This is a genomic window from Mycobacterium sp. 852002-51961_SCH5331710, assembly GCF_001665535.1.
Classification (GTDB): Bacteria; Actinomycetota; Actinomycetes; order Mycobacteriales; family Mycobacteriaceae; genus Mycobacterium.
The window spans coordinates 1-23,275 of the sequence record NZ_LZSQ01000019.1; the positions used below are offsets into that span (position 1 = coordinate 1).

The 23,275-nt window shown below is 68.2% G+C and carries 21 protein-coding genes and 1 tRNA gene; 13 read left to right on the top strand and 9 right to left on the bottom strand.

What is annotated here, in order from left to right:
• Positions 1–1,813: ATP-dependent DNA helicase UvrD2 (locus A5752_RS02955; protein WP_067081860.1), on the top strand; the 1,813-nt coding region annotated here is incomplete at its 5' end.
• Between the two features lie 67 nt (positions 1,814–1,880).
• Here A5752_RS02955 and A5752_RS27380 read toward each other — a convergent pair.
• Positions 1,881–2,144 (bottom strand): hypothetical protein, encoded by a 264-nt coding sequence (locus A5752_RS27380; protein ID WP_156613574.1) that lies wholly within the window; start codon positions 2,142–2,144, stop codon positions 1,881–1,883.
• Between the two features lie 119 nt (positions 2,145–2,263).
• Between A5752_RS27380 and A5752_RS02965 the strand changes: the two genes are divergently transcribed.
• On the top strand, positions 2,264–2,542 hold the full coding sequence (locus tag A5752_RS02965; RefSeq protein ID WP_067081864.1) for a WhiB family transcriptional regulator: 279 nt from the start codon (positions 2,264–2,266) through the stop codon (positions 2,540–2,542).
• Between the two features lie 94 nt (positions 2,543–2,636).
• Here A5752_RS02965 and A5752_RS02970 read toward each other — a convergent pair whose 3' ends face one another.
• The 3 genes from A5752_RS02970 to A5752_RS02980 all read right to left on the bottom strand — a co-directional run bounded on the left by A5752_RS02970 (position 2,637) and on the right by A5752_RS02980 (position 6,303).
• Positions 2,637–3,977: a macrolide-binding ATPase MABP-1 gene (locus tag A5752_RS02970; protein WP_067082250.1), complete on the bottom strand. Its 1,341-nt coding sequence runs from the start codon at positions 3,975–3,977 to the stop codon at positions 2,637–2,639.
• A gap of 42 nt (positions 3,978–4,019) precedes the next feature.
• Positions 4,020–4,847, bottom strand: a complete 828-nt coding sequence (locus tag A5752_RS02975; protein WP_067081866.1) for a cyclodehydratase — start codon at positions 4,845–4,847, stop codon at positions 4,020–4,022.
• Positions 4,848–4,908: 61 nt separating this feature from the next.
• Complete coding sequence (locus A5752_RS02980; protein ID WP_502686620.1) at positions 4,909–6,303, bottom strand: zinc-dependent metalloprotease; 1,395 nt, start codon at positions 6,301–6,303, stop codon at positions 4,909–4,911.
• A 136-nt stretch (positions 6,304–6,439) separates the two neighbouring features.
• Here A5752_RS02980 and A5752_RS02985 point away from each other — a divergent pair, with 136 nt between their 5' ends.
• The 3 genes from A5752_RS02985 (at position 6,440) to A5752_RS02995 (ending at position 10,716) form a co-directional block, all read left to right on the top strand.
• Entirely contained in the window at positions 6,440–7,462 is a 1,023-nt protein-coding gene (locus A5752_RS02985) for a YlbL family protein (RefSeq protein WP_067081871.1), read from the top strand.
• Positions 7,463–7,539: 77 nt separating this feature from the next.
• Complete coding sequence (locus A5752_RS02990; RefSeq protein ID WP_067081873.1) at positions 7,540–10,554, top strand: UPF0182 family protein; 3,015 nt, start codon at positions 7,540–7,542, stop codon at positions 10,552–10,554.
• Positions 10,555–10,642: 88 nt separating this feature from the next.
• Positions 10,643–10,716, top strand: a tRNA-Met gene (locus A5752_RS02995).
• 64 nt (positions 10,717–10,780) lie between these two features.
• Here the strand turns inward: A5752_RS02995 and A5752_RS03000 are convergent.
• Positions 10,781–11,254, bottom strand: coding sequence for an SRPBCC family protein (locus tag A5752_RS03000; RefSeq protein WP_067082253.1), 474 nt, complete (start codon positions 11,252–11,254; stop codon positions 10,781–10,783).
• Positions 11,255–11,351: 97 nt separating this feature from the next.
• On the opposite strand from A5752_RS03000, the gene A5752_RS03005 reads away from it, so the two are divergent.
• Positions 11,352–12,095, top strand: a complete 744-nt coding sequence (locus A5752_RS03005; protein ID WP_067081875.1) for an MBL fold metallo-hydrolase — start codon at positions 11,352–11,354, stop codon at positions 12,093–12,095.
• A 51-nt stretch (positions 12,096–12,146) separates the two neighbouring features.
• Here A5752_RS03005 and A5752_RS03010 read toward each other — a convergent pair whose 3' ends face one another.
• Positions 12,147–12,812 carry a TetR/AcrR family transcriptional regulator gene (locus A5752_RS03010; protein ID WP_067081876.1) on the bottom strand — a complete coding sequence of 222 codons (666 nt, stop codon included), beginning with the start codon at positions 12,810–12,812 and terminating at the stop codon, positions 12,147–12,149.
• 263 nt (positions 12,813–13,075) lie between these two features.
• On the opposite strand from A5752_RS03010, the gene A5752_RS03015 reads away from it, so the two are divergent.
• Entirely contained in the window at positions 13,076–13,837 is a 762-nt protein-coding gene (locus A5752_RS03015) for an emopamil-binding family protein (RefSeq protein WP_067081878.1), read from the top strand.
• A gap of 18 nt (positions 13,838–13,855) precedes the next feature.
• Here A5752_RS03015 and A5752_RS03020 read toward each other — a convergent pair whose 3' ends face one another.
• Complete coding sequence (locus tag A5752_RS03020) at positions 13,856–14,509, bottom strand: maleylpyruvate isomerase N-terminal domain-containing protein (protein WP_067081880.1); 654 nt, start codon at positions 14,507–14,509, stop codon at positions 13,856–13,858.
• Between the two features lie 105 nt (positions 14,510–14,614).
• Here A5752_RS03020 and A5752_RS03025 point away from each other — a divergent pair, with 105 nt between their 5' ends.
• The 4 genes from A5752_RS03025 (at position 14,615) to A5752_RS03040 (ending at position 18,804) form a co-directional block, all read left to right on the top strand.
• Positions 14,615–15,658, top strand: coding sequence for an alpha/beta fold hydrolase (locus A5752_RS03025; protein ID WP_067081882.1), 1,044 nt, complete (start codon positions 14,615–14,617; stop codon positions 15,656–15,658).
• Between the two features lie 77 nt (positions 15,659–15,735).
• A complete protein-coding gene (locus A5752_RS03030; protein ID WP_067081884.1) occupies positions 15,736–16,398 on the top strand; it encodes a class I SAM-dependent methyltransferase in 663 nt (220 codons plus the stop codon).
• A gap of 99 nt (positions 16,399–16,497) precedes the next feature.
• A complete protein-coding gene (mbtM, locus tag A5752_RS03035) occupies positions 16,498–18,021 on the top strand; it encodes a long-chain-fatty acid--ACP ligase MbtM (RefSeq protein ID WP_067082255.1) in 1,524 nt (507 codons plus the stop codon).
• Positions 18,022–18,051: 30 nt separating this feature from the next.
• Positions 18,052–18,804, top strand: a complete 753-nt coding sequence (locus tag A5752_RS03040) for an alpha/beta hydrolase family protein (protein WP_067082258.1) — start codon at positions 18,052–18,054, stop codon at positions 18,802–18,804.
• 6 nt (positions 18,805–18,810) lie between these two features.
• On the opposite strand, the gene A5752_RS03045 is transcribed toward A5752_RS03040, so the two are convergent.
• Entirely contained in the window at positions 18,811–19,782 is a 972-nt protein-coding gene (locus A5752_RS03045; protein WP_067081886.1) for an NADPH:quinone oxidoreductase family protein, read from the bottom strand.
• 142 nt (positions 19,783–19,924) lie between these two features.
• On the opposite strand from A5752_RS03045, the gene A5752_RS03050 reads away from it, so the two are divergent.
• A complete protein-coding gene (locus A5752_RS03050; RefSeq protein WP_067081889.1) occupies positions 19,925–20,893 on the top strand; it encodes an alpha/beta fold hydrolase in 969 nt (322 codons plus the stop codon).
• Here A5752_RS03050 and A5752_RS03055 read toward each other — a convergent pair whose 3' ends face one another.
• On the bottom strand, positions 20,894–22,246 hold the full coding sequence (locus tag A5752_RS03055; RefSeq protein ID WP_067081891.1) for a flavin monoamine oxidase family protein: 1,353 nt from the start codon (positions 22,244–22,246) through the stop codon (positions 20,894–20,896). It abuts the gene before it with no gap.
• Positions 22,247–22,265: 19 nt separating this feature from the next.
• Between A5752_RS03055 and A5752_RS03060 the strand changes: the two genes are divergently transcribed.
• Positions 22,266–23,255: a TIGR03617 family F420-dependent LLM class oxidoreductase gene (locus tag A5752_RS03060; RefSeq protein WP_067081894.1), complete on the top strand. Its 990-nt coding sequence runs from the start codon at positions 22,266–22,268 to the stop codon at positions 23,253–23,255.
• The last annotated feature ends 20 nt before the right edge of the window (positions 23,256–23,275 follow it).

Sequence of the window (23,275 nt, forward strand, 5' to 3'; positions counted from 1 at the left end):
GCCGTTCACGGTTGGCGGCCTGCGCCACCACGGCGAACTTGGTGTCGAGCAGTTCCCACGTGGTGTTACCGACGACGTGCGCGACCTCGCGGGCGAGATCGAGTGGGCCAAGGCGTCGCTGATCAGCCCGGAGGACTATCCGGCCGCGGTCGCACAGGTGCACCGCGACATCCCGTTCGACGCCGCGAAGGTGGCCGCCGTCTACGCCGGCTATGAGGCGCTCAAGGCCCGCCGCGACGGCACCACGCTGCTCGACTTCGACGACCTCCTGCTGCACACCGCCGCGGCCATCGAGAACGACGCCGCGGTGGGGCAGGAGTTCCGGGACCGCTACCGCTGTTTCGTCGTCGACGAGTATCAGGACGTGACCCCGCTGCAGCAGCGGGTGCTCGACGCCTGGCTCGGCGAGCGCGACGACCTCACCGTCGTCGGTGACGCCAACCAGACCATCTACTCGTTCACCGGCGCCACGCCCCGCTACCTGCTCGACTTCTCCCGGCGCTTCCCCGATGCGGCGGTGGTTCGGCTGGAACGCGACTACCGGTCCACCCCGCAGGTGGTGTCGCTGGCCAACCGTGTCATCGCCGGCGCGCGCGGCCGGATGGCGGGCAGCAAGCTGCACCTCGTCGGGCAGCGCGATCCCGGGCCCGCACCGCGCTTCGCCGAATACCCCGACGAGGTCGCCGAGGCCAAGGCGGTGGCCAAGAACATCAAGCGGCTGCTCGAATCCGGCACCGAACCGGCTGAGATCGCGGTGCTCTACCGCATCAACGCCCAGTCGGAGGTCTACGAAGAGGCGCTCACCGAAGCCGGCGTGCCGTTCCAGGTGCGCGGCGGTGAGGGCTTCTTCAGCCGCCAGGAGATCCGCCAGGCGTTGGTGGCGTTGCAGCGCGCCGCCGAACGTGACCTCGACGGGGTGGGGGCACCTCCCGCCGGCGGGGGATTGCCCGAGGTGGTGCGCGCGGTGCTGGAACCGCTGGGGCTCACCGCCGAACCGCCGTCGGGCACCAAGGCCAGGGACCGGTGGGAGGCGCTGGCGTCGCTGGCCGAACTCGTCGACGAAGAGGTCGCGGTGCGCCCCACGCTGGATCTGCGCGCGCTGATCGTCGAACTGCGACAGCGCGCCGACGCCCGCCACCCTCCGGTGGTGCAGGGTGTCACGCTCGCGTCGCTGCATGCGGCCAAGGGTTTGGAGTGGGACGCGGTTTTCCTGGTCGGGCTCGCCGACGGCACGCTGCCCATCTCGCATGCCCTCGCGCACGGTCCCGACAGCGAGGCGGTCGAAGAGGAACGGCGTCTGCTCTACGTCGGAATCACCAGGGCGCGTGTGCATTTGGCGCTCAGCTGGGCGCTCGCACGCGCCCCCGGAGGGCGTCAGAGCCGTAAACCGTCGCGGTTCCTCAACGGCATCGCACCGCAGTCGTCGCACGCCGGTGACACTCCGAACAAGCCGCGTCGGCCCCGCGCCGCGACGCCGCGCTGCCGGGTGTGCAACAGCGTCCTGACCGCGCCGGGCGCAATCATGTTGCGCCGCTGCGAAAGCTGCCCGTCGGACATCGACGAGCAACTGCTCGGCGAGCTCAAGGACTGGCGGCTGCGCACCTCCAAGGAGATGAGCGTGCCTGCGTACGTGGTGTTCACCGACAACACGTTGATTGCGATCGCGGAGACGCTGCCCACCGACGACGCCGCGCTGGTTGCGATCCCGGGCATCGGCGCGCGCAAGCTCGAGCAGTACGGCGCCGATGTGCTGGCCTTGGTCAAAGGTCGGGGGCGGCCGGCCGACGGCGCCAAGCACGGCCAATCGTCGTAAAAATCGCGCCAAAGCCGCTGGTCAAAAAATCAATTGTCAGTTTCGGCTGTTACGCTTAGCCTCAAGATCACACCGCTCGGGTGTCTTTTTGTGCGAAAGGAGGGTCGACATCATGGGTAGCAATCACGTCTTCACCGGCGTAGCCGTTGCTGGCATGACGCGGACCCTCCATGTCGCCGCCGCCGCGGCGCATCCTGCGTCCGCCGCGCATGCCGCCGGTGCCGCCGCTGCCATTACGCCGCAGCGTAAGCGCCGCGCCGCCGCCGCGATTGTGTCGTCCGTCGATCGGAGCTCTATCAGGTAGAGCGACGATTCCGCCGAAAAAGGCCACGGACCCGCAGTCGGATCCGTGGCCTTGGTCTTTTCGGAGCCAATTCCCAAGCCGCCAAGACCTGGTCCCGGATCCCAGAAGAGATACGAAACCCACGACCAGGAAGCAGAGGACTGGACATGTCACTCGGGACATGCCGACAGAAGACGAAGCTGACGGTGCCGTGTCACAGGAACGATCCCGATCTGTGGTTCGCGGAGAACCCCGTCGAACTCGAACGCGCCAAGGCGTTGTGCGCCGAGTGCCCAATCCGGCGTGAGTGCCTGGCCGCCGCGCTGGAGAGGCAAGAGCCGTGGGGTGTTTGGGGCGGCGAGATCCTCGAACGGGGCACCATCATCGCCCGCAAGCGTCCGCGCGGCCGGCCCCGCAAGAACGCCGTTGCCGCACACGCCGCGTGAACGGCTGGAAATGGACGTCGCCGAGCGTACGGTTGTGTACGCAAACCTCGAGTGGACCCGCTGACAAGCGTGCGCTCGGCGCGGACAACCCTGGCTAAGCGGCCTCGTCCGCGAAGCCCGGAATCAATTCCGTGGCAAGCTCTCTGGCCGGCACATGCGCGTCGAGCTGGCATGCGATGGCCACATTCGAGGCGATGACCCGCATCGGGATCGCGAGCTTGGCGGGAATGTCCATCTGCCGCGCGGCTCTGATCTGTCCCGCAGCGCGGTCAGGACGAATATTCGCAGTGGTGATCCGCTGCAGCCACTTGCGGTTGTAGTGGAACACCTCGACCTCGAGCGGTTCAACGTATTGGCGCATCATGTCGTCCATTTCGCGCTTCGAGACCTGCTCTCCCTTCTGCACGAAGCCGACTTTCTGCATCGTGGTGAGCAAGTTCTCGTAGTCATCTTCGAGGGCATACCGCGTTGCCAGACCGATCTCGACCGGGATGCCGCCGGGCATCGGGGCTACGGCGCCGAAGTCGATGACACCCATCTTGTCGTCGGAAAGCAGCATGAAGTTGCCGGGATGCGTGTCGCCGTGCATCATCTCCAATCGGCGAGGCGCATCGTAGGTCAGTTCGAAAAGCCTGGTGCCCATCAGGTCTCGTTGTTCCTGAGTGCCCTCGCGGATGATCACCGACATCGGCACCCCCTCGATCCATTCCTGGATCACGACCTTGGGTGCGCTGGCCACGATGCGTGGCACCACGAAATGCGGATGGCCCTCGTAGGCCTTGGCGAAGGTGCGCTGATTGTCGGCCTCGAGGCGGTAATCGAGCTCCATTTCCGTGCGCTCGATCAGCTCGGCGACCACGCTGTCGACGTCGGCGCCCGGAGCGAGCTGCTTGAGCACACCGACCATGCGCTGCATCGTCTTCAGGTCGGCGCGCAGCGCTTCATCGGCGCCGGGGTACTGGATCTTGACCGCGACCTCGCGACCGTCCGACCACACCGCCTTGTGGACCTGGCCGATGCTGGCCGACGCGACGGGCTTGTCGTCGAACGACGCGAACCGCTGGCGCCACTTCGTGCCCAGCTGCGCGTCCAGCACGCGGTGCACCTTGGCCGCAGGCAACGGCGGGGCCTCGCGCTGCAACTTCGTCAACGCCTCGCGGTACGGCTTGCCGTACTGCTCGGGGATCGCGGCTTCCATCACCGACAGCGCCTGGCCGACCTTCATCGCCCCGCCCTTGAGCTCGCCGAGCACGGTGAACAGCTGCTGGGCGGCCTTGTCCATCAGCTCGGCGTTGACCTCGTCTTTCGACTTACCGGTCAGCCGCTTGCCGAAGCCCAACGCGGCCCGGCCGGCCATCCCGACGGGCAGGCTCGCCAGTTTGGCGTTGCGCGCGGCCCGGCCCCGCTTGATCTCACTCACCAGACCATCATCCACGACGCGGCTGTACACACCGCAACGACTTGCCAACGGGCGATGTCAGCATGCGCAGCGCGGGTGCCGCGACCACCGTCGCGCCACCACCGAGCCCACGTTGACGTCGAACTCCAGCGTGGTGTCCAGCGTCGGCGGCGGTTCGGTCGACCCGGCCAGGTCGGCGCCGCCGCGTACTGCGCGCAACACCCGGTCGACCTGGTTCAGCGCCAGCGCGGCGGTGGCCAGCACCGTCGCGCGGTCGGCGGTGCCGACGGTGTGCCGTAACTGGGCCGCGACAGCGGGCCACGCCGCGTCCCGGTCGGCGCGATGCAGATCTCCACACGAAAGACACGACGTCACGCCCGGCATTACCAACGGCCCCACCAGGCCCACGCCGTCACGCACGCGCACCGGCAGGTGGGCGATCCCGGCCGCGTGCAGTTCGCGCACCATCCGCGGGTCGGCCACCAGGTAATCGGCGAGCACTACGAGGTCGGTCGGCTCCGACGGCGCCCCGGTGTCGGTGCGGGTGCTGTGGCTCAGCCGCGCACCCGAACACCGCAGGGAACCGGCGAGCAGATCCGACAACGGCCCGCGGCCATGGATGCGCACCGCGGCGGTGCGGCCCCGCCGAGCCGTGCCTGCGGTGATCACGCCCGCGTCGACCAGGGACGCCACCAGCCCCTCGACGTCCGCCCCGGGGGCCAGCGCCTTCAGGTCGCTCAATGCGGCGCCCGACTGCAAGCGGCGCAGCAGATCCGCCAGCGTCGCCGACGGCAGTCCCGACGGTGGCCGGATCACGACGGCGCGCCGCGGATCCCAACCCACCTGCACGACCCCGTCGGGCCGCGACAGCACGGGCGTCGCGGCACTCAGCGCATAACGCGTCACCGATCGAGCGTGCCACGCCGGGCAGCGGTCACCGGTGGTTATCCACAGGTGTCGACGGGGCCTACTTGTCGTCGTCGTCCGGGCTCTGGATGTCCTTCTCGAGGTCGGCGAGGGCCTCCTCGATGGCGCTGTCCATACCGCTGGTGTCGCCGCCGATGATGCGATCGATGAACCCCGCGGGCTCGTCGAGATCCTCGGCGCTGGGCAGTAGGTCGGGGTGCTGCCAGACCGCGTCCCGACGGTCGGAGCCGACGGCCTCGGTCAGCCGCTCCCACAACGCCGCCGCCTCGCGCATCTTGCGCGGACGCAGCTCCAGGCCGACCAGGGTCGCGAACGTCTGCTCGGCGGGCCCGCCGGTGGCGCGGCGCCTGCGCAGCATCTCCGCGAGCGCCGACGTGCCGGGGATGCGGTCGCCGAGCGCCTCGGACACGACGGTCTGCACCCAACCCTCGATCAGCGCGAGCAGCGTCTCGAGCCGCTCCAGCGCCGCGGTCTGTTCCGGGGTGGCCTTGGGCTCGAAGATGCCCTGATTGAGCAGCTGCTCCATCTGGGCCGGGTCGGTCAGCGCGGCCGGGTCGAGGCCGGAGGCCAGCTCCTCGATGCCGCTCATGTCGATTTTCATGCCGCGGGCGAACGCCTCGACGGCGTTGAGCAGCTGGCTGGCCAGCCACGGCACGTGGCTGAACAGGCGGTGGTGTGCGGCCTCACGGGCGGCCAGGAAGGTGAGGATCTCGCTGCGCGGCTGCTCGAGGCCCTCCGACAGCGACTCGACCGCTTCGGGCATCAGCGCGGCTACGCCCTTGGGGCCCAACGGAAGCCCGATGTCGGTGGAGGTCAACACTTCTCGCGACAGCTTGCCCAGCGCCTGACCAAGCTGCGAACCGAACGCCATCCCGCCCATCTGCGTCATCATCGACAGCAGCGGACCGGCCATGGTCCGGGCCTCGTCCGGGAGCGCCGACACCCAGACCGTCGAGATCTGTTCGGCGACCGGGTCGCACAACCGCTTCCACGTCTCGAGCGTGTTGTCGATCCAGTCCGTCGGCGTCCACGCGACGGCCTTGTTGGTGCCCGCGGGAAGCGCGGTCACGCCGTCGAGCCATGTCTCGGCGAGGCGCACGGCGTCGGCGATCGCCGAGGACGTCCCCTCTGGAACCGGGGCGACGAAACCGATCTGGCTCGACGCCAACTGGCGGGCCAGGTCGTAGTTGACCGGTCCGGACTGCTTACCCCCGGCCATCGCGCTGCCGGCGCCGCTGAACATCTCGCCGAGCTTGGAGAAGATCTGCCCCAGCTGCGACATGTCGAACTCGGATCCTCCCTGAAAGCCCATGCCGAATGGGTCTCCGGTCCCTTCGGGCCCGGAGTCGGGATCTTTCTTGCGCTTGTCGCGCTCGGGGTCGTCCCCGGCGGAGAAGCCGAAAGGCAGGTCAGCCATGCCCTCAACGGTACCCACCAGGACGCGCCCCGGTCGGTGGGCGCCTTCGCTGACAGCGAATCACGGCGATCGGGGCGCCGACGAAACGGTCTGACGGGCCGGTCCGGACGTCGTGGGCGCGGTCGCCGGCGGCGCAACCTTTAGATTGGGCGGCGTGAACAGGCGGACTTTGACGTTGCTCGTCGCGCTCGTGCCGATCCTGGTGTTCGGGGTGCTGGTGTCGGTCGTGACGGTGCCGTACGTCTCCCTGGGCCCGGGGCCGACGTTCGACACGCTCGGCGAGGTCGACGGCAAGCCCGTCGTTCAGATCGAAGGGACCGATGTCTACCCGACGTCGGGACACCTGAACATGACGACGGTGTCGCAGCGCGACCAGCTACGGCTGGGCGAGGCGATGGCGCTGTGGCTGTCGGGCCGCGAACAACTGGTGCCGCGCGATCTGGTCTACCCGCCGGACAAGACGCGCGAAGAGGTCAACGAGGCCAACACCGCCGACTTCCGCAACTCCGAACGCAGCGCCGAGTACGCCGCACTGCACTACCTGGACTTCCCGATGGCGGTGACGGTGGAGAACGTCAACGACCCGGGCCCATCGGCGGGCAAGCTGCACGACGGCGACGCGATCGACGCCGTCAACGGCACGCCGGTGACCAAGCTCGAGGAGTTCCAGGACCTGCTGAAGGACACCAAGCCGGGCGACAAGGTGACCCTGGACTACCGGCGCAAGGACGCGCCGTCCGGTTCGGCCACCATCACGCTGGGCAAGCATCCCGAACGCGATCAGGGGTTCCTCGGCATCGGCGTGCTCGACGCGCCGTGGGCGCCGTTCGCGGTCGACTTCAACCTCGCCAACATCGGCGGACCGTCGGCGGGGCTGATGTTCTCCCTGGCCGTGGTCGACAAGCTCACCACCGGCGACCTCAACGACGGGCAGTTCGTCGCCGGCAGCGGAACCATCACCGATGACGGCGAGGTCGGTTCCATCGGCGGCATCACCCACAAGATGCTCAGCGCGCACGAGGCGGGCGCGACGATCTTCCTGGTGCCGGCCGACAACTGCGAGGAGGCCAAGACGGCACCGCAGGACGGTATGGAACTGGTCAAGGTCGGCACCCTGTCGGAGGCCGTCGACGCGTTGAAGACCTTGTCCGCCGGTGGCGAACGGCCGCATTGTTAGGTCATCGGCGAAAAGCCGTTGCGTAGAGTTGTGGCCACGTCAAGCAGGACGTACGGGAACCAGACTGGAGTCATCGAGTGGGTATGCGGCCCGCGGCACGAATGCCGAAGCTGACACGACGTAGCCGAATTCTCATCGCGGTGGGGGCCGTCATCGTGCTCCTGTTGCTGATCGGTCCGCGCCTGATCGACACCTATGTCGACTGGCTGTGGTTCGGTGAACTCGGATACCGCTCGGTGTTCACCACGGTGCTGTTCACCCAGATCCTGCTGTTCCTTGTCGTTGCGCTGCTGATCGGTTCGATCCTGTTCGCCGGGCTGGCGCTGGCCTACCGCACCCGGCCGGTGTTCGTGCCGACCAACGGCCCCAACGATCCGGTGGCGAGCTACCGCACGGCGGTGATGGCACGGCTGCGTCTCGTCGGCTTCGGGATTCCCGCGCTCATCGGATTGTTCGTCGGGCTGTTCGCGCTCGGACAGTGGGAGACCGTGCAGCTCTTCCTGCACGGCAACAGCTTCGGGATCACCGACCCGCAGTTCGGCAAGGATCTGGGCTTCTACGCCTTCGACCTGCCGTTCTACCGTCTGGTCCTGAACTATCTGTTCGTCGCGACCTTCCTGGCCTTCATCGGAAACCTGTTGGGCCACTACCTGTTCGGCGGCATCCGGCTGTCCGGCCGCGCCGGCGCGCTGAGCCGTGCGGCGCGCATCCAGCTGATCACGCTCGTCGGCATCCTGATGCTGCTCAAGGCGTTCGCGTACTGGCTGGACCGCTACGAGCTGCTGAGCCACACCCGCGGCGGTAAGCCGTTCACCGGTGCGGGCTACACCGACATCAACGCGGTGCTGCCCGCCAAGCTGATCCTGTTGGCGATCGCCGTGATCTGTGCGGCGGCGGTGTTCTCCGCGATCGTGCTGCGCGATCTGCGCATCCCGGCGATCGGCGTGGTGCTGCTGCTGCTCTCGTCGCTGGTGGTCGGCGCGGGCTGGCCGCTCGTCGTCGAGCAGTTCAGCGTCAAACCCAATGCGGCGCAGAAGGAAAGCGAATACATCAGCCGGAGCATCACGGCGACCAGAAACGCGTACGGACTGACCGACGACGTGGTCACCTACCGCGACTACAGCGGCGACGCGGCGGCCACCGCCCAGCAGGTCGCCGCCGACCGGGCGACCACGTCGAACATCCGCCTGCTCGACCCGACCATCGTCAGCCCCGCGTTCACCCAGTTCCAGCAGGGCAAGAACTTCTACTACTTCCCGGATCAGCTGTCGATGGACCGCTATGTCGGGCGCGACGGCAATCTGCGCGACTATGTCGTCGCCGCCCGCGAGCTCAACCCCGACCGGCTGATCGACAACCAGCGCGACTGGATCAACCGCCACACGGTCTACACGCATGGCAACGGTTTCATCGCCTCCCCGGCGAACACCGTGCGCGGCGTCGCCAACGACCCGAACCAGAACGGCGGCTATCCGGAGTTCCTCGCCAGCGTCGTCGGCGCCAACGGCAGCGTCATCTCGCCGGGGCCCGCGCCGCTGGATCAGCCACGCATCTACTACGGACCGGTCATCGCCAACACGCCCGCCGATTACGCGATCGTCGGCAAGAACGGCGACGTCGACCGCGAGTACGACTACGAGACCAACACCGAGACCAAGAACTACACCTACGGCGGCCAAGGCGGTGTGCCGGTCGGCAACTGGCTGGCGCGCTCGGTGTTCGCGGCCAAGTTCGCGGAACGAAACTTCTTGTTCTCGAACGTGATCGGCGAGAACAGCAAGATCCTGTTCAACCGCGACCCGGCCAAGCGCGTCGAGGCCGTCGCACCGTGGCTGACCACCGACACCAGCGTGTATCCCGCCATCGTGAACAAGCGGATGGTGTGGATCGTTGACGGCTACACCACGCTGGACAACTACCCGTACTCGGAGCTGACAACGCTGTCGAGCGCGACGGCGGACTCCAACGAGGTGGCCATCAACCGCCTCGCGCCGGACAAGCAGGTGTCCTACATCCGTAACTCCGTGAAGGCCACGGTCGATGCGTACGACGGGACGGTGTCGCTGTACGCGCAGGACGAGAACGATCCGGTCCTGCAGGCGTGGATGAAGGTGTTCCCGGGCACGGTGAAGCCGAAGAGCGAGATCACGCCGGAACTGCAGCAGCACCTGCGCTATCCCGAGGACCTGTTCAAGGTGCAGCGCGCGCTGCTGGCCAAGTATCACGTCGACGACCCCGTGACGTTCTTCTCGACGTCGGATTTCTGGGACGTGCCGCTGGACCCGAACCCGACGGCGAGCAGCTATCAGCCGCCGTACTACATCGTCGCCAAAGACCTTGCCGCCGATGATCGTTCGGCATCGTTCCAGCTGACGAGCGCGATGAACCGGTTCCGCCGCGACTTCCTGGCCGCCTACATCAGCGCCAGTTCGGATCCGGACACCTACGGCAAGCTCACGGTGTTGACCATTCCCGGTCAGGTCAACGGCCCGAAGCTGGCGTTCAACGCGATCAGCACCGACACCGCGGTCAGCCAGGACCTGGGCGTCATCGGCCGCGACAACCAGAACCGCATCCGGTGGGGCAACCTGCTGACGCTGCCGGTGGCGCAGGGCGGGTTGCTCTACGTCGCACCGGTGTACGCCTCGCCGGGGGCCAGCGACGCCGCGTCGTCGTACCCGCGCCTGATCCGCGTGGCGATGATGTACAACGACAAGGTCGGCTACGGCCCGACGGTGCGCGATGCGCTCACCGAGCTGTTCGGGCCCGGCGCGGACGCCACCGCAACCGGACCTGCGCCTCTCGCGGGTCCCGGCGGACAGCCCGCGGCGCAGACACCCTCCGACGGCCAGCCGCGGACGGGGCGCACACCGGCCAACCAGGAAGGCCGGGCGCCGGAGGTGCCCACGCCGGTGGCGGTGCCGCCCAGTGGCCCGGTGCAGCTGTCCGGCCCGAAAGCCGCTGCCTTGCAAGAGGTCAACACGGCGCTCGACTCGCTGCGGCAGGCCCAGCAGAGCGGTGACTTCGCCGAGTTCGGTGAGGCGCTGCAGCAGCTGGACGACGCGATGGAGAGGTACCAGTCCGCAAGCTGAGCCGGGCGGCGTGACGTGACTCACCGCCCTTCGTGACCGCGCGATTTGGAACTCGACGAGCGCCTTCGGTAACGTGGCGTTCACCCGACGCGGGGTGGAGCAGCTCGGTAGCTCGCTGGGCTCATAACCCAGAGGTCGCAGGTTCGAATCCTGTCCCCGCTACTAGGTGGAACGGCCCCCGGAGGAAACTCCGGGGGCCGTTCTCATTGGCTTGTCGCCTACGCGCTCAGCCGGCCGCTTCGGCCTTCGCCTTGAGGCGCTGCAGGGTGAGCTTGATGTGTTCGCTGTTGGCGGAGTCGCGGTCGCGCACACCGGTCGCCATCCCCGCGATCGCCTTGAACCAGCCCGGGCGGTTGTCCCAGGTGCGTTCGGTGACGGTGCAGCCGCCGTCGGCGGGTGTGATGTCGTAGCGCCATCGCGCCACGGGAATGACAAAGCTCATCACATCGAAGGCGAACGTTCGGCCCGGGTCTGCGTCGGTCACGGTGCACATCGTGGTCCACTCCTTGCCACCGTTGCGGTTGTGGCCCCTGAAGACGGCGCCCGGAGTGACGCGGTCGCCCTTGTGCCACTCCATCCGGTCGGTTTCCTCGGCTAGCGACGCGAGCGTTGGGAGGTCGGTGATCAGCGCGTAGACCGCGGCGGGATCGGCCGCGATATGTGTCGACGCTTCAGCAGAGGCAGGTCCGGATTCGTTCATGCCGCGATCGTAGCCAGCGGCGCGACGATCGCGGGTTGCCGTGTTCGATCCCAGCACCCCAGACTGCTTGAAATGTTGCGCGACGAAGGAGGCCGCGATGGCGTTGGTCGTTGATCCGCTCGACGACATCGGGGTCATCCGCCTGTCGCGGTGGATCTTCAACTGCTACCTGATCCGTGGCGATCGCTCTTATGTGGTGGTCGACGCGGGCATGCCCGGCAGCGCCGACGACGTCGCCGGTGCGCTGCTGGTCCACAAGGGCACCGTCGGCGCGGTCGTCGCCACTCACGGCCATAGCGACCACGTCGCCGGGGCGCCGCGACTCGCCGCCGAGCACGGGGTGGGACTGCATCTTCCGGAAGTCACGCTCAGCTACCTGGACGGCACGCAAAGGCCTCGCACGCCGACGCTGAGCAAGGTCGCCCAGATCTGGCCCACCCTGATGAGCCAGCCGCTGGACCTGACCGGACTGCGCGGCTTCGTCGACGGCGCCCGCATCGCGGGTTACGGCGGAGCCAAGGGGATGGTCGGCGACGCCCTCGGCGGGGCCCAGCCGCTGGCCGACGGTCAGCCGCTGCCCGGCGCGACGGATTGGGAGGTGTTGCACGTGCCCGGCCACACCGACGACTCGACCGCGTTCTGGCATGCCGGCAGCCGGACCCTGATCTCCGGCGACGCGGTGCTCAGTGCGGACGGACAGGCGTGGTTCACCCCGGAGACCGTCGACGACGCCGCGGCGGCGCGCAGTGAGAAGCGCATGCGTGCGCTGCCCGTCGAGCACCTGCTGCCCGGCCACGGTCCGCCGGTGCACCGCGCCGACGTGTGGGCAGCCACGCGCTGAGCATACGTAATCCGTTGATGTGCAGACCTATTCGTGACTAAGCATCCGGCATCATCGTTTGCGGGTGCGGCGATGCGGCGCAGCGTCACCGCGGCGTTTCTCTAGGTGGTCGATCAGCAGCTGACCCAGCGCTTGCCGCTGCGGTTCCGTCGGTAGCGGCACGTCGGTGACCATTTGGCCCACCATGAGGCCGACGGGTGCGGCCCAGAGAAGGTCGGCGATCGCGGGGGCGTGGGGGGATGGCGCACCGATGAGCTCAGCGATACGTGCCAGTCTCGGTTGGAGATTGGCGAGTTGCTCGACGCCGAGGCTGGATCGAAGCGATCTCGTGGCGATCAGTATCTCCATCGCCGTCATGCTGGCCGGGTTGAGGAAGACCTTCCAGGCGGCGTCAGCGAGCGCCGTCATCCGCTCCTCGATGTTGTCGATGCCTTCCACCTCGTCGGCGAGATCGTCGATTGAAGCCGCCAAGCTCTCGATGGCGTGGTCGATGACGGCGGTCAGGAGTCCGTCGCGGTCACCGAAGTGGTACTGCACGACGCCGGTGCTGACGCCGGCGCGTTCGATGATGTGACGGGTGCTCGCGGCGGCGAACCCCTCTTCGCGAATGCAGCGGATCGTTTCGTCGATGACGAGTTCGCGCGTGCGGTCGGCGCGCTCTTGAGTCTTGTGCCGCGATCGTCGCGGCGACGTACCGCGTGAGCGCTTGGCCGTCATCGGCTTACGGCGCAAAGCCGCATCAATGCGAGCAATGTTGTCGGGAGCCGCACGCATTGATCCTAAGCGGGCACGGTGATCAAATGCGCGACCGGAGAAGACGCGGTCATCCGGATAACCACCGCGCGCGCAGAAATCTACCGATCGGAATAACATCACACGTGATATAAAACTCCTGTCCGCCGATGCAGGGACGGACACATTCGTCGAAACGTCGATTCGGCTCGCCGGCCGACGATCACCCTCGATGCGGAGGCCTCGCCATGACGGAGACGATCAGGCAGGACGGGACAGAACAGGCGCCCCCGCGGCGGGGGTTCTCCTCACTGCAGAAGAGCCTGTTCGGACTGCTCGCCTTTTTCTTCGCGATCCATCCGGTGTTCTGGTACCTCGAGTTTCACGTCGGGGTGGCTCAATCGACCGCCTCGGTAGCGATGGTGATCGTCGTGGTCGGGTGCTTTGTGACGGCGCTGGCGCTGCCGTGGCTACGGGTCGGAGACCGCCGCGACTGGACGCGCGGGGATCGCCTCGGGGCCATGGTGATCGTGTGGGTCTTCATCGCGCTCATTCCGCGATTTATCTGGGAACTCCCGTGGCTGCTGTTCTTCGATCAGATCGTCGAGGGGGTCGAGCAGGGGTCGCTGTGGACCTACATGTGGGCGCCCATCCTGCTCGGCGGTGACGCCCGCTACCTCACCGGCGATCCGCTGATCGTGTGCATGGAGTGGATCGCGCTGTTCGTCGGAATCTTTGAGGCGTACGCCCTTTTTCAGTTCTTCCGAAATGGCAGGCGATTCACCAGCATTCAGCTGTCGCTGGTCATGGCCGGCATGATCGTCGAGGTCACGCTGCCAGCGGTGTACTTCGGCACGGAGATCGCCAACAACCTGGAGAGCATGTCGTCTCCGCTCGAGATGTGGGTGAAGTTCGTCCTCATCAACGTGCTGTGGTGCACGATGCCGCTGCTCACCTATTTCTGGGGCGTGCGCAGGCTCGTCACCCAAAACCTCGAGGTGCGGTTCTAAACACTGACCCGCTGACGGTCACGTGAGGATCAGCGGCACCCGGGCATCACTCGCGCGCAGGTCCGCCTCCTCCGCGGCCGTCGCCGGCCGGCGGCCGGTGCCGATGAGGAGTGCGTCCACATCCGCCCACGACGCGGGAAGCGCCGCTCCCGCCACCTCTTCGAGCAGATTTCGCGAGAACGCAAGCCCCTCGGCGGGCGGCGCGGAGGCATCCAGAAGGTGCGCGATCAGGTCGAGGTGGTGCAACGTCCACTCGAACACGTAGGCGTCGAGATAGTCGCGCACGGTCAGCACCTGGCCGCGCGTGCTGACCAATTCGTCCGGGTCGGCGAGCTCGCCGGCGCGGCCCGCGGCCGAACCGACGTCGTCGAGGTGAAATTTCAGCAACGACGGGTCGCCGTAGGCCGCGGCGAGCCGGGGGATCAGCGCGTCTAGCGGATCGTCGGCCGGCAAGGATTCGACGACTTCCCAATAGGTCACCGAGTTTCGGGTCGGCGGGGAATCGGACGGCGTCACGAGGGTGATCAGGACGTCCTGGGCGTCGATGATCAGGTGGCACACCAGATCGCTTATCAGCCAACCGGTGCAACCACACGGCTTCTGAAAATCCTCGTCGGCGAGGCCGGCGACAACCTCCCGCAGCGCCGCCCAGGAACGGCCGAAGAGATCCACAGCGGGAACGTAGCAGCTGGGGCGCCGCGGGCCGCGTAAACATCAGCACTGTGTCCGAGGCGGATACGGCCGCCACCGCCCCCCGACGGTCGTAAGCTCACGGCGATGCTGGGGAAGTCCACGATCAGGTTCCTTCCCCTCGGCGCCCGTCGAATGGCGTACGAGGTCTCCGGCGACGGGCCACCGCTCGTCGCCCCGGCGTGGTGGGTCAGCCACCTCGAACTCGACGCGCAGAGCCCGATCTTCCGGCGCTTCTGGGAAGACATCGCCGACGGCTACACCCTTGTCCGCTACGACCGCCTCGGCGTCGGGATGTCGGACCGCGCACTCACCGAGGCCGACCTGACCATCGACCGTGAGGTCGCGACGCTGCGCACGCTCCTCGACGAACTCGAACTCGACCGCGTCTCGCTGCTGGGCGGCTCGTCGGGGAGTTGCACCGCCATCGCGTTCGCCGCCGCGTTTCCCGAGCGCGTCGACCGCCTCGTGCTGTACGGGTCCTACTGTGACGGCTCGACTCTCACGGCGCCCAACGTGTCCGATGCGATCCTCGCGGCGGTGCGCGCGCACTGGGGTCTGGGGTCCCGCATGCTCGGCGACATCTTCCTCGGCGGTGCCGAGCCCGCGGAGCAGGACCATTTCGCGCGGATTCAACGCGAGGCGGCGACGGCTGAAACCGCTGCCGCCCTACTGCATTTCGTTTACCGCGTCGATGTTCGCGACCAGCTGCCCCTCGTTCGCTGTCCGGTGCACGTCGTCCACCGTCGCGACGACCGGGCCGTGCCGTACCGCTGTGGGCGTGAGGTCGCGGCCGCGATCGCGGGCGCGACTCTCCTACCGTTGCAGGGCAGCGCACACTTCCCCTGGCACGGCGACGCCGCATCGGTCGTCCGCGCCTGCCGGCAGGGACTGGCGCCCGCCGCAACGTCGACCGACCATCCGGGTGCGGGGGAGCCCACCCTGTTGTCGGAGCGGGAGCGAGAAATCCTCGCCTGCATCGCACGCGGTCTCGGCGACCGCGAGATCGCCGAACACCTTGTGCTGAGCCCTCATACGGTGCACCGTCACGTCGCCAACATCCGGCGCAAGCTCGGCAGCACCTCACGCACGGCCGCGGTGGCCGAGGCCGCCCGCCTCGGCCTCCTGTGATGCCGGAATCGGCCATCTGAGCAAGATGGCCGCTTCGGGCGATGCGTGCCCCACGGGCGCCTCCATATCGTCACGCCATGACCGATATCGATACCGCCACCGCACCGTCGACCAACCCTCCCTCCGCGGTGTGGCTACAAGTCTTCGCCCGGCTGTATGACCCGTTTCTCTGGCTGGGTGAGGCGTCCGGCATGCGTCGCCGCCGCCGGGAACTCCTCGCCGACGCCTACGGCCGGGTGGTCGAGATCGGCGCGGGCACCGGACTGAACTTCGCGCACTACCCCGATGACGTCACCGAACTCATCCTCACCGAACCCGAGCCCGGAATGCGCCGCAAGCTCGCCCGGCGCCTCGCCCGCCATGGCCGGGTCGGACGGATCCTCGACGCGCCCGCGCAGCGCCTGCCCTTGGCCGACGCTTCGGTCGACACCGTCGTCTCGACGCTGGTCCTCTGCACCGTCGACGACCCGCTCGGCGCACTGCGCGAGATCGCCCGCGTGCTCCGCCCTAATGGACAGTTGCTGTTCATCGAGCACGTGCGGGCGGAGTCGCGCTTCCTCGCCGGATGCCAGGATGCGCTCCGCGAACCCTGGCGACACTTTGCGGGCGGATGCATCTGCAACCGGTCGACCGTCGAGACCATGCGAGCCTGCGGCTTCACGGTCACCGCCCGACGCGCGGTGTGGCGGGGCATGCCGTCTGTCGTCCATCCACTGGCGGTGGGCCGCGCGACCCTCTGACCCCCTGCCAGCCCGCAAACGGGCGTCGGTTAGCTTTACCTAAATTGACTAGTCCGACAAGCGCCCGTCGAGGCGGGACGAAGCACGGCGAGGGTGTTCATGGAATCGTTGGCAGCGGTATTGGCCGAACGCTTGACCAACTCGGCGAACGGCCTCTTCGTCTTCGACAACGGCGCCTGGACGCGCCACCCCTGGCCGGAGGTGCACGCTCGCTCGGAGAACCTTGCCGACTGGTTGCTCAACGAGGAGGTCGCGGCCCTCGGCCTGGCCAACGAGCCCACCGTCGAACTCATCGCGGCGATCCTCGGAGCATTCCAGGCCGGCGTCCCGGTGACCATTGCGCCCGGCCCGGTCCGAGGCGCCGACGCCGAGAAGTGGGCGCAGTCCACGGTCGCCCGGTTCGCAGGAATGGGCGTCAGTCACGTCCTCAGCACGGGTCGGCAGCTCGAACAGCTGCGTCTGATCGACGGCGGCCCGGTAGCCAAGGAGTTGGATTCCGTTGCCCCACTGACGAGATCGACGAGTTTCCAGCGGCTGGACCGGCCGGCCGCCGTCGCGATTCTGCAGGGCACAGCGGGTTCGACGGGCGTGCCGCGGGCAGTAAAACTCTCACCGGATGCGGTGCTGGCCAACCTCGATGGGCTGAATTCGCGCATTGGGGTAGGGGCCGACGACGTCGGCTGCTCGTGGCTGCCGCTGTACCACGACATGGGCTTGAGCTTCGTGCTCGCCGGGGCGCTGGCCGGAATCGACGTGTGGCAGGCGCCGACCGGAGCGTTTCAGGCCTCGCCGTTCCGGTGGCTGAGCTGGCTCACCGAGAGTCACGCCACCATCACCGCCGCGCCGAACATGGCCTACGGCCTGATCGGCAAGTACTCGCGACGGGTCACCGACGTCGACCTCTCCAGCCTCCGTTTCGCGCTCAACGGCGGTGAACCCGTCGACTGTGAGCTCACCGCGCGGTTCGCCGACGAGATGGCCCGATTCGGGTTCTCCGCCGGCGCGCTCGCACCCTCCTACGGGCTCGCCGAATCCACCTGTGCCGTAACGGTTCCTGAACCCGGGCGCGGACTGATCGTCGACGACGACGGTCACGCGCTGCTCGGCGAACCGATATCCGGTATGTCGGTGCGCATCGAACCGCGCGGCGACGACAAGGTCGGCGAGATCCACATCCGCGGCACCTCGATGATGTCAGGCTACCGCGGCGACACCCCGCGCAACGCCGACGACTGGTTCGCCACAGGCGATCTCGGCTACCTCGTCGACGGCAGCCTCGTGGTATGCGGTCGCGCCAAGGAACTGATCACGGTGGCCGGGCGCAACATCTTTCCCGCCGAGGTGGAACGGGTGGCCGCAGGTGCGCCGGGTGTGCGCGAGGGCGCAGTGGTGGCCGTCGGAGTGGGGGAGCTGTCGGTTCGGCCCGGTGTCGCGATCGTCGCCGAGTTCCGCGGACCCGACGAGGCGACGTCGCGCGCCGACCTGATCGAGCGCGTCGCATCCGAATGCGGCGTGGTACCCACCGATGTCGTCTTCGTCCGGCCCGGCACGCTGCCGCGCACCTCGTCGGGCAAGCTGCGCAGGCTCGAGGTGAAACGCGACCTGTTGCAACAGCAGCAGTGACGCACCGACGCGCATGACAGGATGACGCGCGTGGGTGAACGCGTCAGCTTCCCGAGCACCAGCGGACCCGCCCTCGCGGGCGTGATCGACGTCCCCGACGGCGACGTCCGCGGATGGGGCGTGTTCGCCCACGGGTTCACGCTCGGCAAGAACTCGCCCGCCGCCAGCCGGATCTGCAAACAACTCGCCGGCGAGGGCATCGGCATGCTGCGGTTCGACAACCTCGGCCTCGGCGATTCGGAGGGCGACTGGAGCGACGGTTCGTTTTCGCACAAGGTGGCCGACACCGTGCGCGCCGTCGAGTTCATGAACTCCTCCGACCGCGAGGTACGCCTCCTCGTGGGGCATTCCTTCGGTGGCTCGGCCGTCATCGCCGCCGCCCACGAGTGCCCGACGGTGAAGGCGGTCGCCACCGTCGCCGCACCCTACGAACCCGCCCACGTCGAGCGGATCTATGACGCGCTCGTCGAGCGCATCGAGGAGGAGGGGGAGGCGCAGTTTCACATCGGCGGCAAGGCGCTGACCCTCAAGCGGCATTTTCTCGAGGACGTCCGCGACGCCGATCTGCGCGAGCGCATCCACTCCCTGCGCCGCGCGCTGCTCGTGATGCACTCGCCGACGGACAACACCGTCGGCATCGAGAACGCCAGCGAGATCTTCCAGGCCGCGCGGCATCCGCGCAGTTTCGTATCCCTCGAGGGCGCCGACCATCTGCTGACGGGCAAAGATCAGGCGGCGCGGGCGGCGCGCATTGTGAGCGCCTGGGCCGACCCGTATCTGTAGGCAGCGTCACCGGACGGCGACGACGACCTTGCCCTTCGCCGAGCGGTCTTCGAGCGCGGCGATAGCGTCCGCCGCGCGCTCGAACGGAAACACCTGCGGTTGCGGCGCCGACACCTTGCCCGACGCGAGCAGCGGCTCGAGCTCGGCCCACTGCTCGGCGAGATAGTTGGGATGGGTGAAAGTCCATGCGCCCCAACCCACACCGACCGCGTCGACGTTGTTGAGCAGCAACCGGTTCACCTTGACCGTCGGGATCTCGCCGCCGGTGAAACCGACCACGAGCAGTCGGCCACCGGGGGCGAGCGACCGCAACGAATCGGTGAACCGGTCGCCACCGACCGGGTCGACGACGATGTCGACGCCGCGGCCCTCGGTCAGCTCCTTCACCTTGTCCTTGAACCCGTCGACGGGCACGACGTCCGTCGCGCCGGCCGCCTTGGCCACCTCGGCCTTCTCGTCGGTGCTCACCACTGCGATCACCCGCGACGCGCCCCACGCGGGCGCCAGCCGCAGCGTCGACGTGCCGATGCCGCCGGCCGCGCCGTGCACCAGCACGGTCTCGCCCTCGGCCAGCCGTCCGCGGGTGCGCAGCGCGTGGTGCATCGTGAGGTCGTTGAAGAGCAGACCCGCTCCGGCCTCGAAGGAGACGTTGTCGGGCAGCTTGAAAACCCGTTCGGCGGGCAGCGCGACCACCTCGGCCATCGCGCCGCACAACATCGTCAGCGCCGCGACGCGGTCGCCTGCCCGCACATGCGCGTCGGCTGGCGCACTGCGCACGACGCCTGCGACCTCGCCGCCGGGCGTGTACGGCATCTCCGGCTTGTACTGGTAGAGCCCGCGCGATTGCAGGACGTCGGGGAATGCGACCCCGGCGGCGTGCACCTCGATGACGACCGCGCCGTCGCCGTCCGGCTCATCGACATCGACGAGCTTGGCGGCTTGAGGTCCATCGAGGCTGGCTATCTGAATGGCGCGCATGCCGCCATTTAACTCCCCTCGGTTCGTGGACCTGCGCCGCGGCACCGATCGTCGCGAAACGCGGCGGGGGTTACACGGTTGCCGCACACTGTTAGATAAGCTCACTTACGCGGCAACGTTGCCGAGTTCGAACGGAGCGCACATGACCACTGGTCCCCGCAGCCGGTCGAGGGTTCACGCCTTCGCGCCCGCGCAGTCCCTGCCCCCCGGTCGCGCCGTCGAGGTGCGCTCCCGAGATGGCATCCGCCTGCACGCCGAGGTCTTCGGACGCGAGGACGGCTATCCGATCGTGCTCGCGCACGGCATCACCTGCGCGCTCCGGGTGTGGGCCCATCAGATCGCCGACCTGTCGCAGGACTACCGCGTGATCGCGTTCGACCACCGCGGCCACGGCCGCAGCGCGGTCCCGGTCCGTCGCGGCGCCTACAGCCTCGACCATTTGGCCGGCGACCTCGACTCCGTGCTCGAGGCGACGCTCGCACCCGGCGAACGCGCCGTCATCGCGGGCCACTCGATGGGCGGGATCGCGATCACGTCATGGTCGGAGCGGTTCGCCGAGCGGGTGACCGAACGCGCCGACGCCGTCGCACTGATCAATACCACCACCGGCGACCTGTTGCGCAACGTCAAGCTGCTGCCGGTGCCCGCACCGCTGGCGAACGTCCGCGTCCGCACCGCGGGGACCCTGCTGAAGACGTTCGGCGCGGTGCCGGTGCCGCGCGCCATCCACGGCCCGAATCAGCGCTTCCTGTCCATGTTGGCGGTGGGCCGCGACGCCGACCCCGCGATCACGGCGTTCGTCCACGAACTGTTCGCCGCCACGTCACCGATCGGCCGCGGCGGCTGGGCCCGCACACTCGTCGATCACCTCGGCCCACAGCACATCGGCCTCCACAATCTGGTCGTGCCCACCCTGGTGATCGGCAGCGAAAAGGACCGGCTGCTGCCGGTGACGTCGTCTCGCCGCATCGCCGAAGAGGTGCCCAACCTCACCGAGTTCGTGGAATTGGCCGGTGGGCACTGCGCCATCCTCGAACGGCCCGCCGAGGTCAACAAGCACCTGCGTGCGCTGGTCGAGTCGGTGACCGCTGAGCGCCGGGTCAGCTCCTAGTCAGCCGGCCAGCGCGCGGTGCACCTCGTCGGCGGCGCGCCTGCCCGATCGGACGGCGCCGTCGAGGAAGCCGGTCCATGTATCGGCGGTTTCCGTTCCGGCCCAATGGATTCCATTGACCGGTTTGCGCAGCCACGGTCCGTATGTCGTCCACGATCCGGGCGGTACAGCAGCGGTCGGCCCGCCCGGTGCGAACTGCTCGGCACTCCAGCAGTGGTCGAGATAGTCGATCGGGTCGAGGGCGGCATTACCGAACAGCGCGGCGAAGCCCGACAGCGCGCGGTCCCTGCGCTGCGCCGGTGGCAGCGAGTCGAACGAGCGGGCGTCGACGAAGCCGAGCAGGATGCCGGGCCCGTCCCCCGAGGGGCTGACGTCGAACGTGATGAACACCGGCCCCTCGTCGGAAAGTGCTTCTCCCGAAAGCCCTTTGGGACGCCAGAACGGTGTCTCGTACGCGGCGTAGGCCTTGCTCAGGTTGCCCTGGGGCCAGTGCTGGGCGAGCTTGCCGTACTCCGCGGGTAGGTCGGGCAGGAATTCGATCGCCTTGCGGTGTTCGGGCGGGATGGCGACGACGACGGCTTTGGCGCGCACGGCGCCCTGATCCGATGTAACCGTGAGCATTCCGTCGCTGTGGGTCTCGATGCTGCGGACCGGGGCGTTGAGCACGACGCGCGACCCCAACTCCTCTGCCATCCGCAGCGCGATCTGCTGCGTGCCGCCGGGAAAGCGGCTCTGCTGCGCACCGCCCTCGACGTCGAGCATGCGGTCGAGCCCGCCCGCGGCCCTGACGTAGCGCACGGCGTGCAGCATCGACACCGCGTCGGGTTCGCAACCCCAGGTGACCCGCGACATGATCGCCATCAGGTCCCGCGTTCCGGCGCTCGCGTGTACCGACTTCAGCCAGCCGTCGAGCGACAGGGAGTCCAGCGCGTCGGCCTGCGGGGCCGTCCACGGCGCCTCGACGGCCACCCGCCGGGACGCCCGCTCGAAGCGCCATTGGATGCGCGACACGTCGAGCAGTTCGACGATCGACAGTCGCGGAATGGTGCTGCGGTACGAGCGGACTCGTCCGCGCCACCGGATCAGGTTCTTGCCCTCGCTGAAGGTGGGCACCGTCTCGCAGCCCAGCTCGGTGGCCAGCTCACCGACGGCGTCCTGGGTGGGTCCGATGAAGGTGCCGCCCAGGTCGACTGGCACTCCGGCGATGGTCGCCGTCGACGACCGTCCGCCGACGCGATCCCGCCCCTCGAGAACCACCACGTCGTATCCGAGCCGGACCAGTTCGCGCGCCGCTGTCAGCCCGGCGAATCCGGCGCCGACCACGACCGCGTCGGCACTGCCTTGCAACCCCACGCGATTAGGCTCTCACGGCGTGAAGGTCATGACAGCGTTGTTCGGCCCAACCGATGCGATCGAACGCGCGCGACTGCTGCGTGACGCGGGCGCCAGCGGTGTGTTCACGTTCGAAGGACCGCACGACGTGTTCGCACCCCTGACGCTGGCCTCGACCGTCGGCGGCCTGGACCTGATGACCAATGTCGCCATTGCGTTTCCGCGCAACCCGATTCAGCTCGCCCACCAGGCGTACGACCATCAGCTGCTGGCCGAGGGACGCTTCATTCTGGGCCTCGGTACGCAGGTCCGCGCGCAGGTCGAGAAGCGCTACGGCGCGGCGTTCGACCGCCCCGTCGCCCGGATGAAGGAGATGGTCGCTGCGCTGCGGGCGGTATTCGCCGCGTGGGAGACCGGCGAGCGTCTCGACTTTCGCGGCGAGTACTTCCGGCACACGCTGATGACCCCGACGTTCAACCCGGGTCCCAATCCGTACGGCCCTCCGCCGATCTACCTCGGCGCGCTCGGCCGGCGGTTGACCCACGCGACCGCTGCCGTAGCGGACGGCCTGCTGGTCATGCCGTTCGGTTCGAAGCGGTTCTTGCACGAGGTGACGATGCCGCAGGTGCACGCCGGCCTGTCGGAATCGGGCCGGTCCTTCGACGAATTCGCACTCGTGCCCGAGATCATCGTGTCGGTGGGTGATGACGATGCGGCTCACGACGCGGCGCGCCGGTTGTTGGCGTTCTACGGCTCCACCCCGGCCTACCGTCCGGTGCTGGACGTGCACGGGTGGGGGGATCTGCAGCCGGAGCTGAACGCGATGTCCAAGCAGGGCCGGTGGCAGGAGATGGCGACGCTCATCGACGACGAGGTGCTGCACACCATCGCCGCGTGTGGCACGCCGGACGAGATCGCCGCCCACATCCGCGACCGCGTGGCCGGGGTGTCCGACCGCGTCTGCCTGTACCAGCCCGGCCCCATCGCGATCGACGCGTTGTCCGAGATCGTCGACGCGCTGACGGCTTGACTCCTATGGTGGTACTCAGC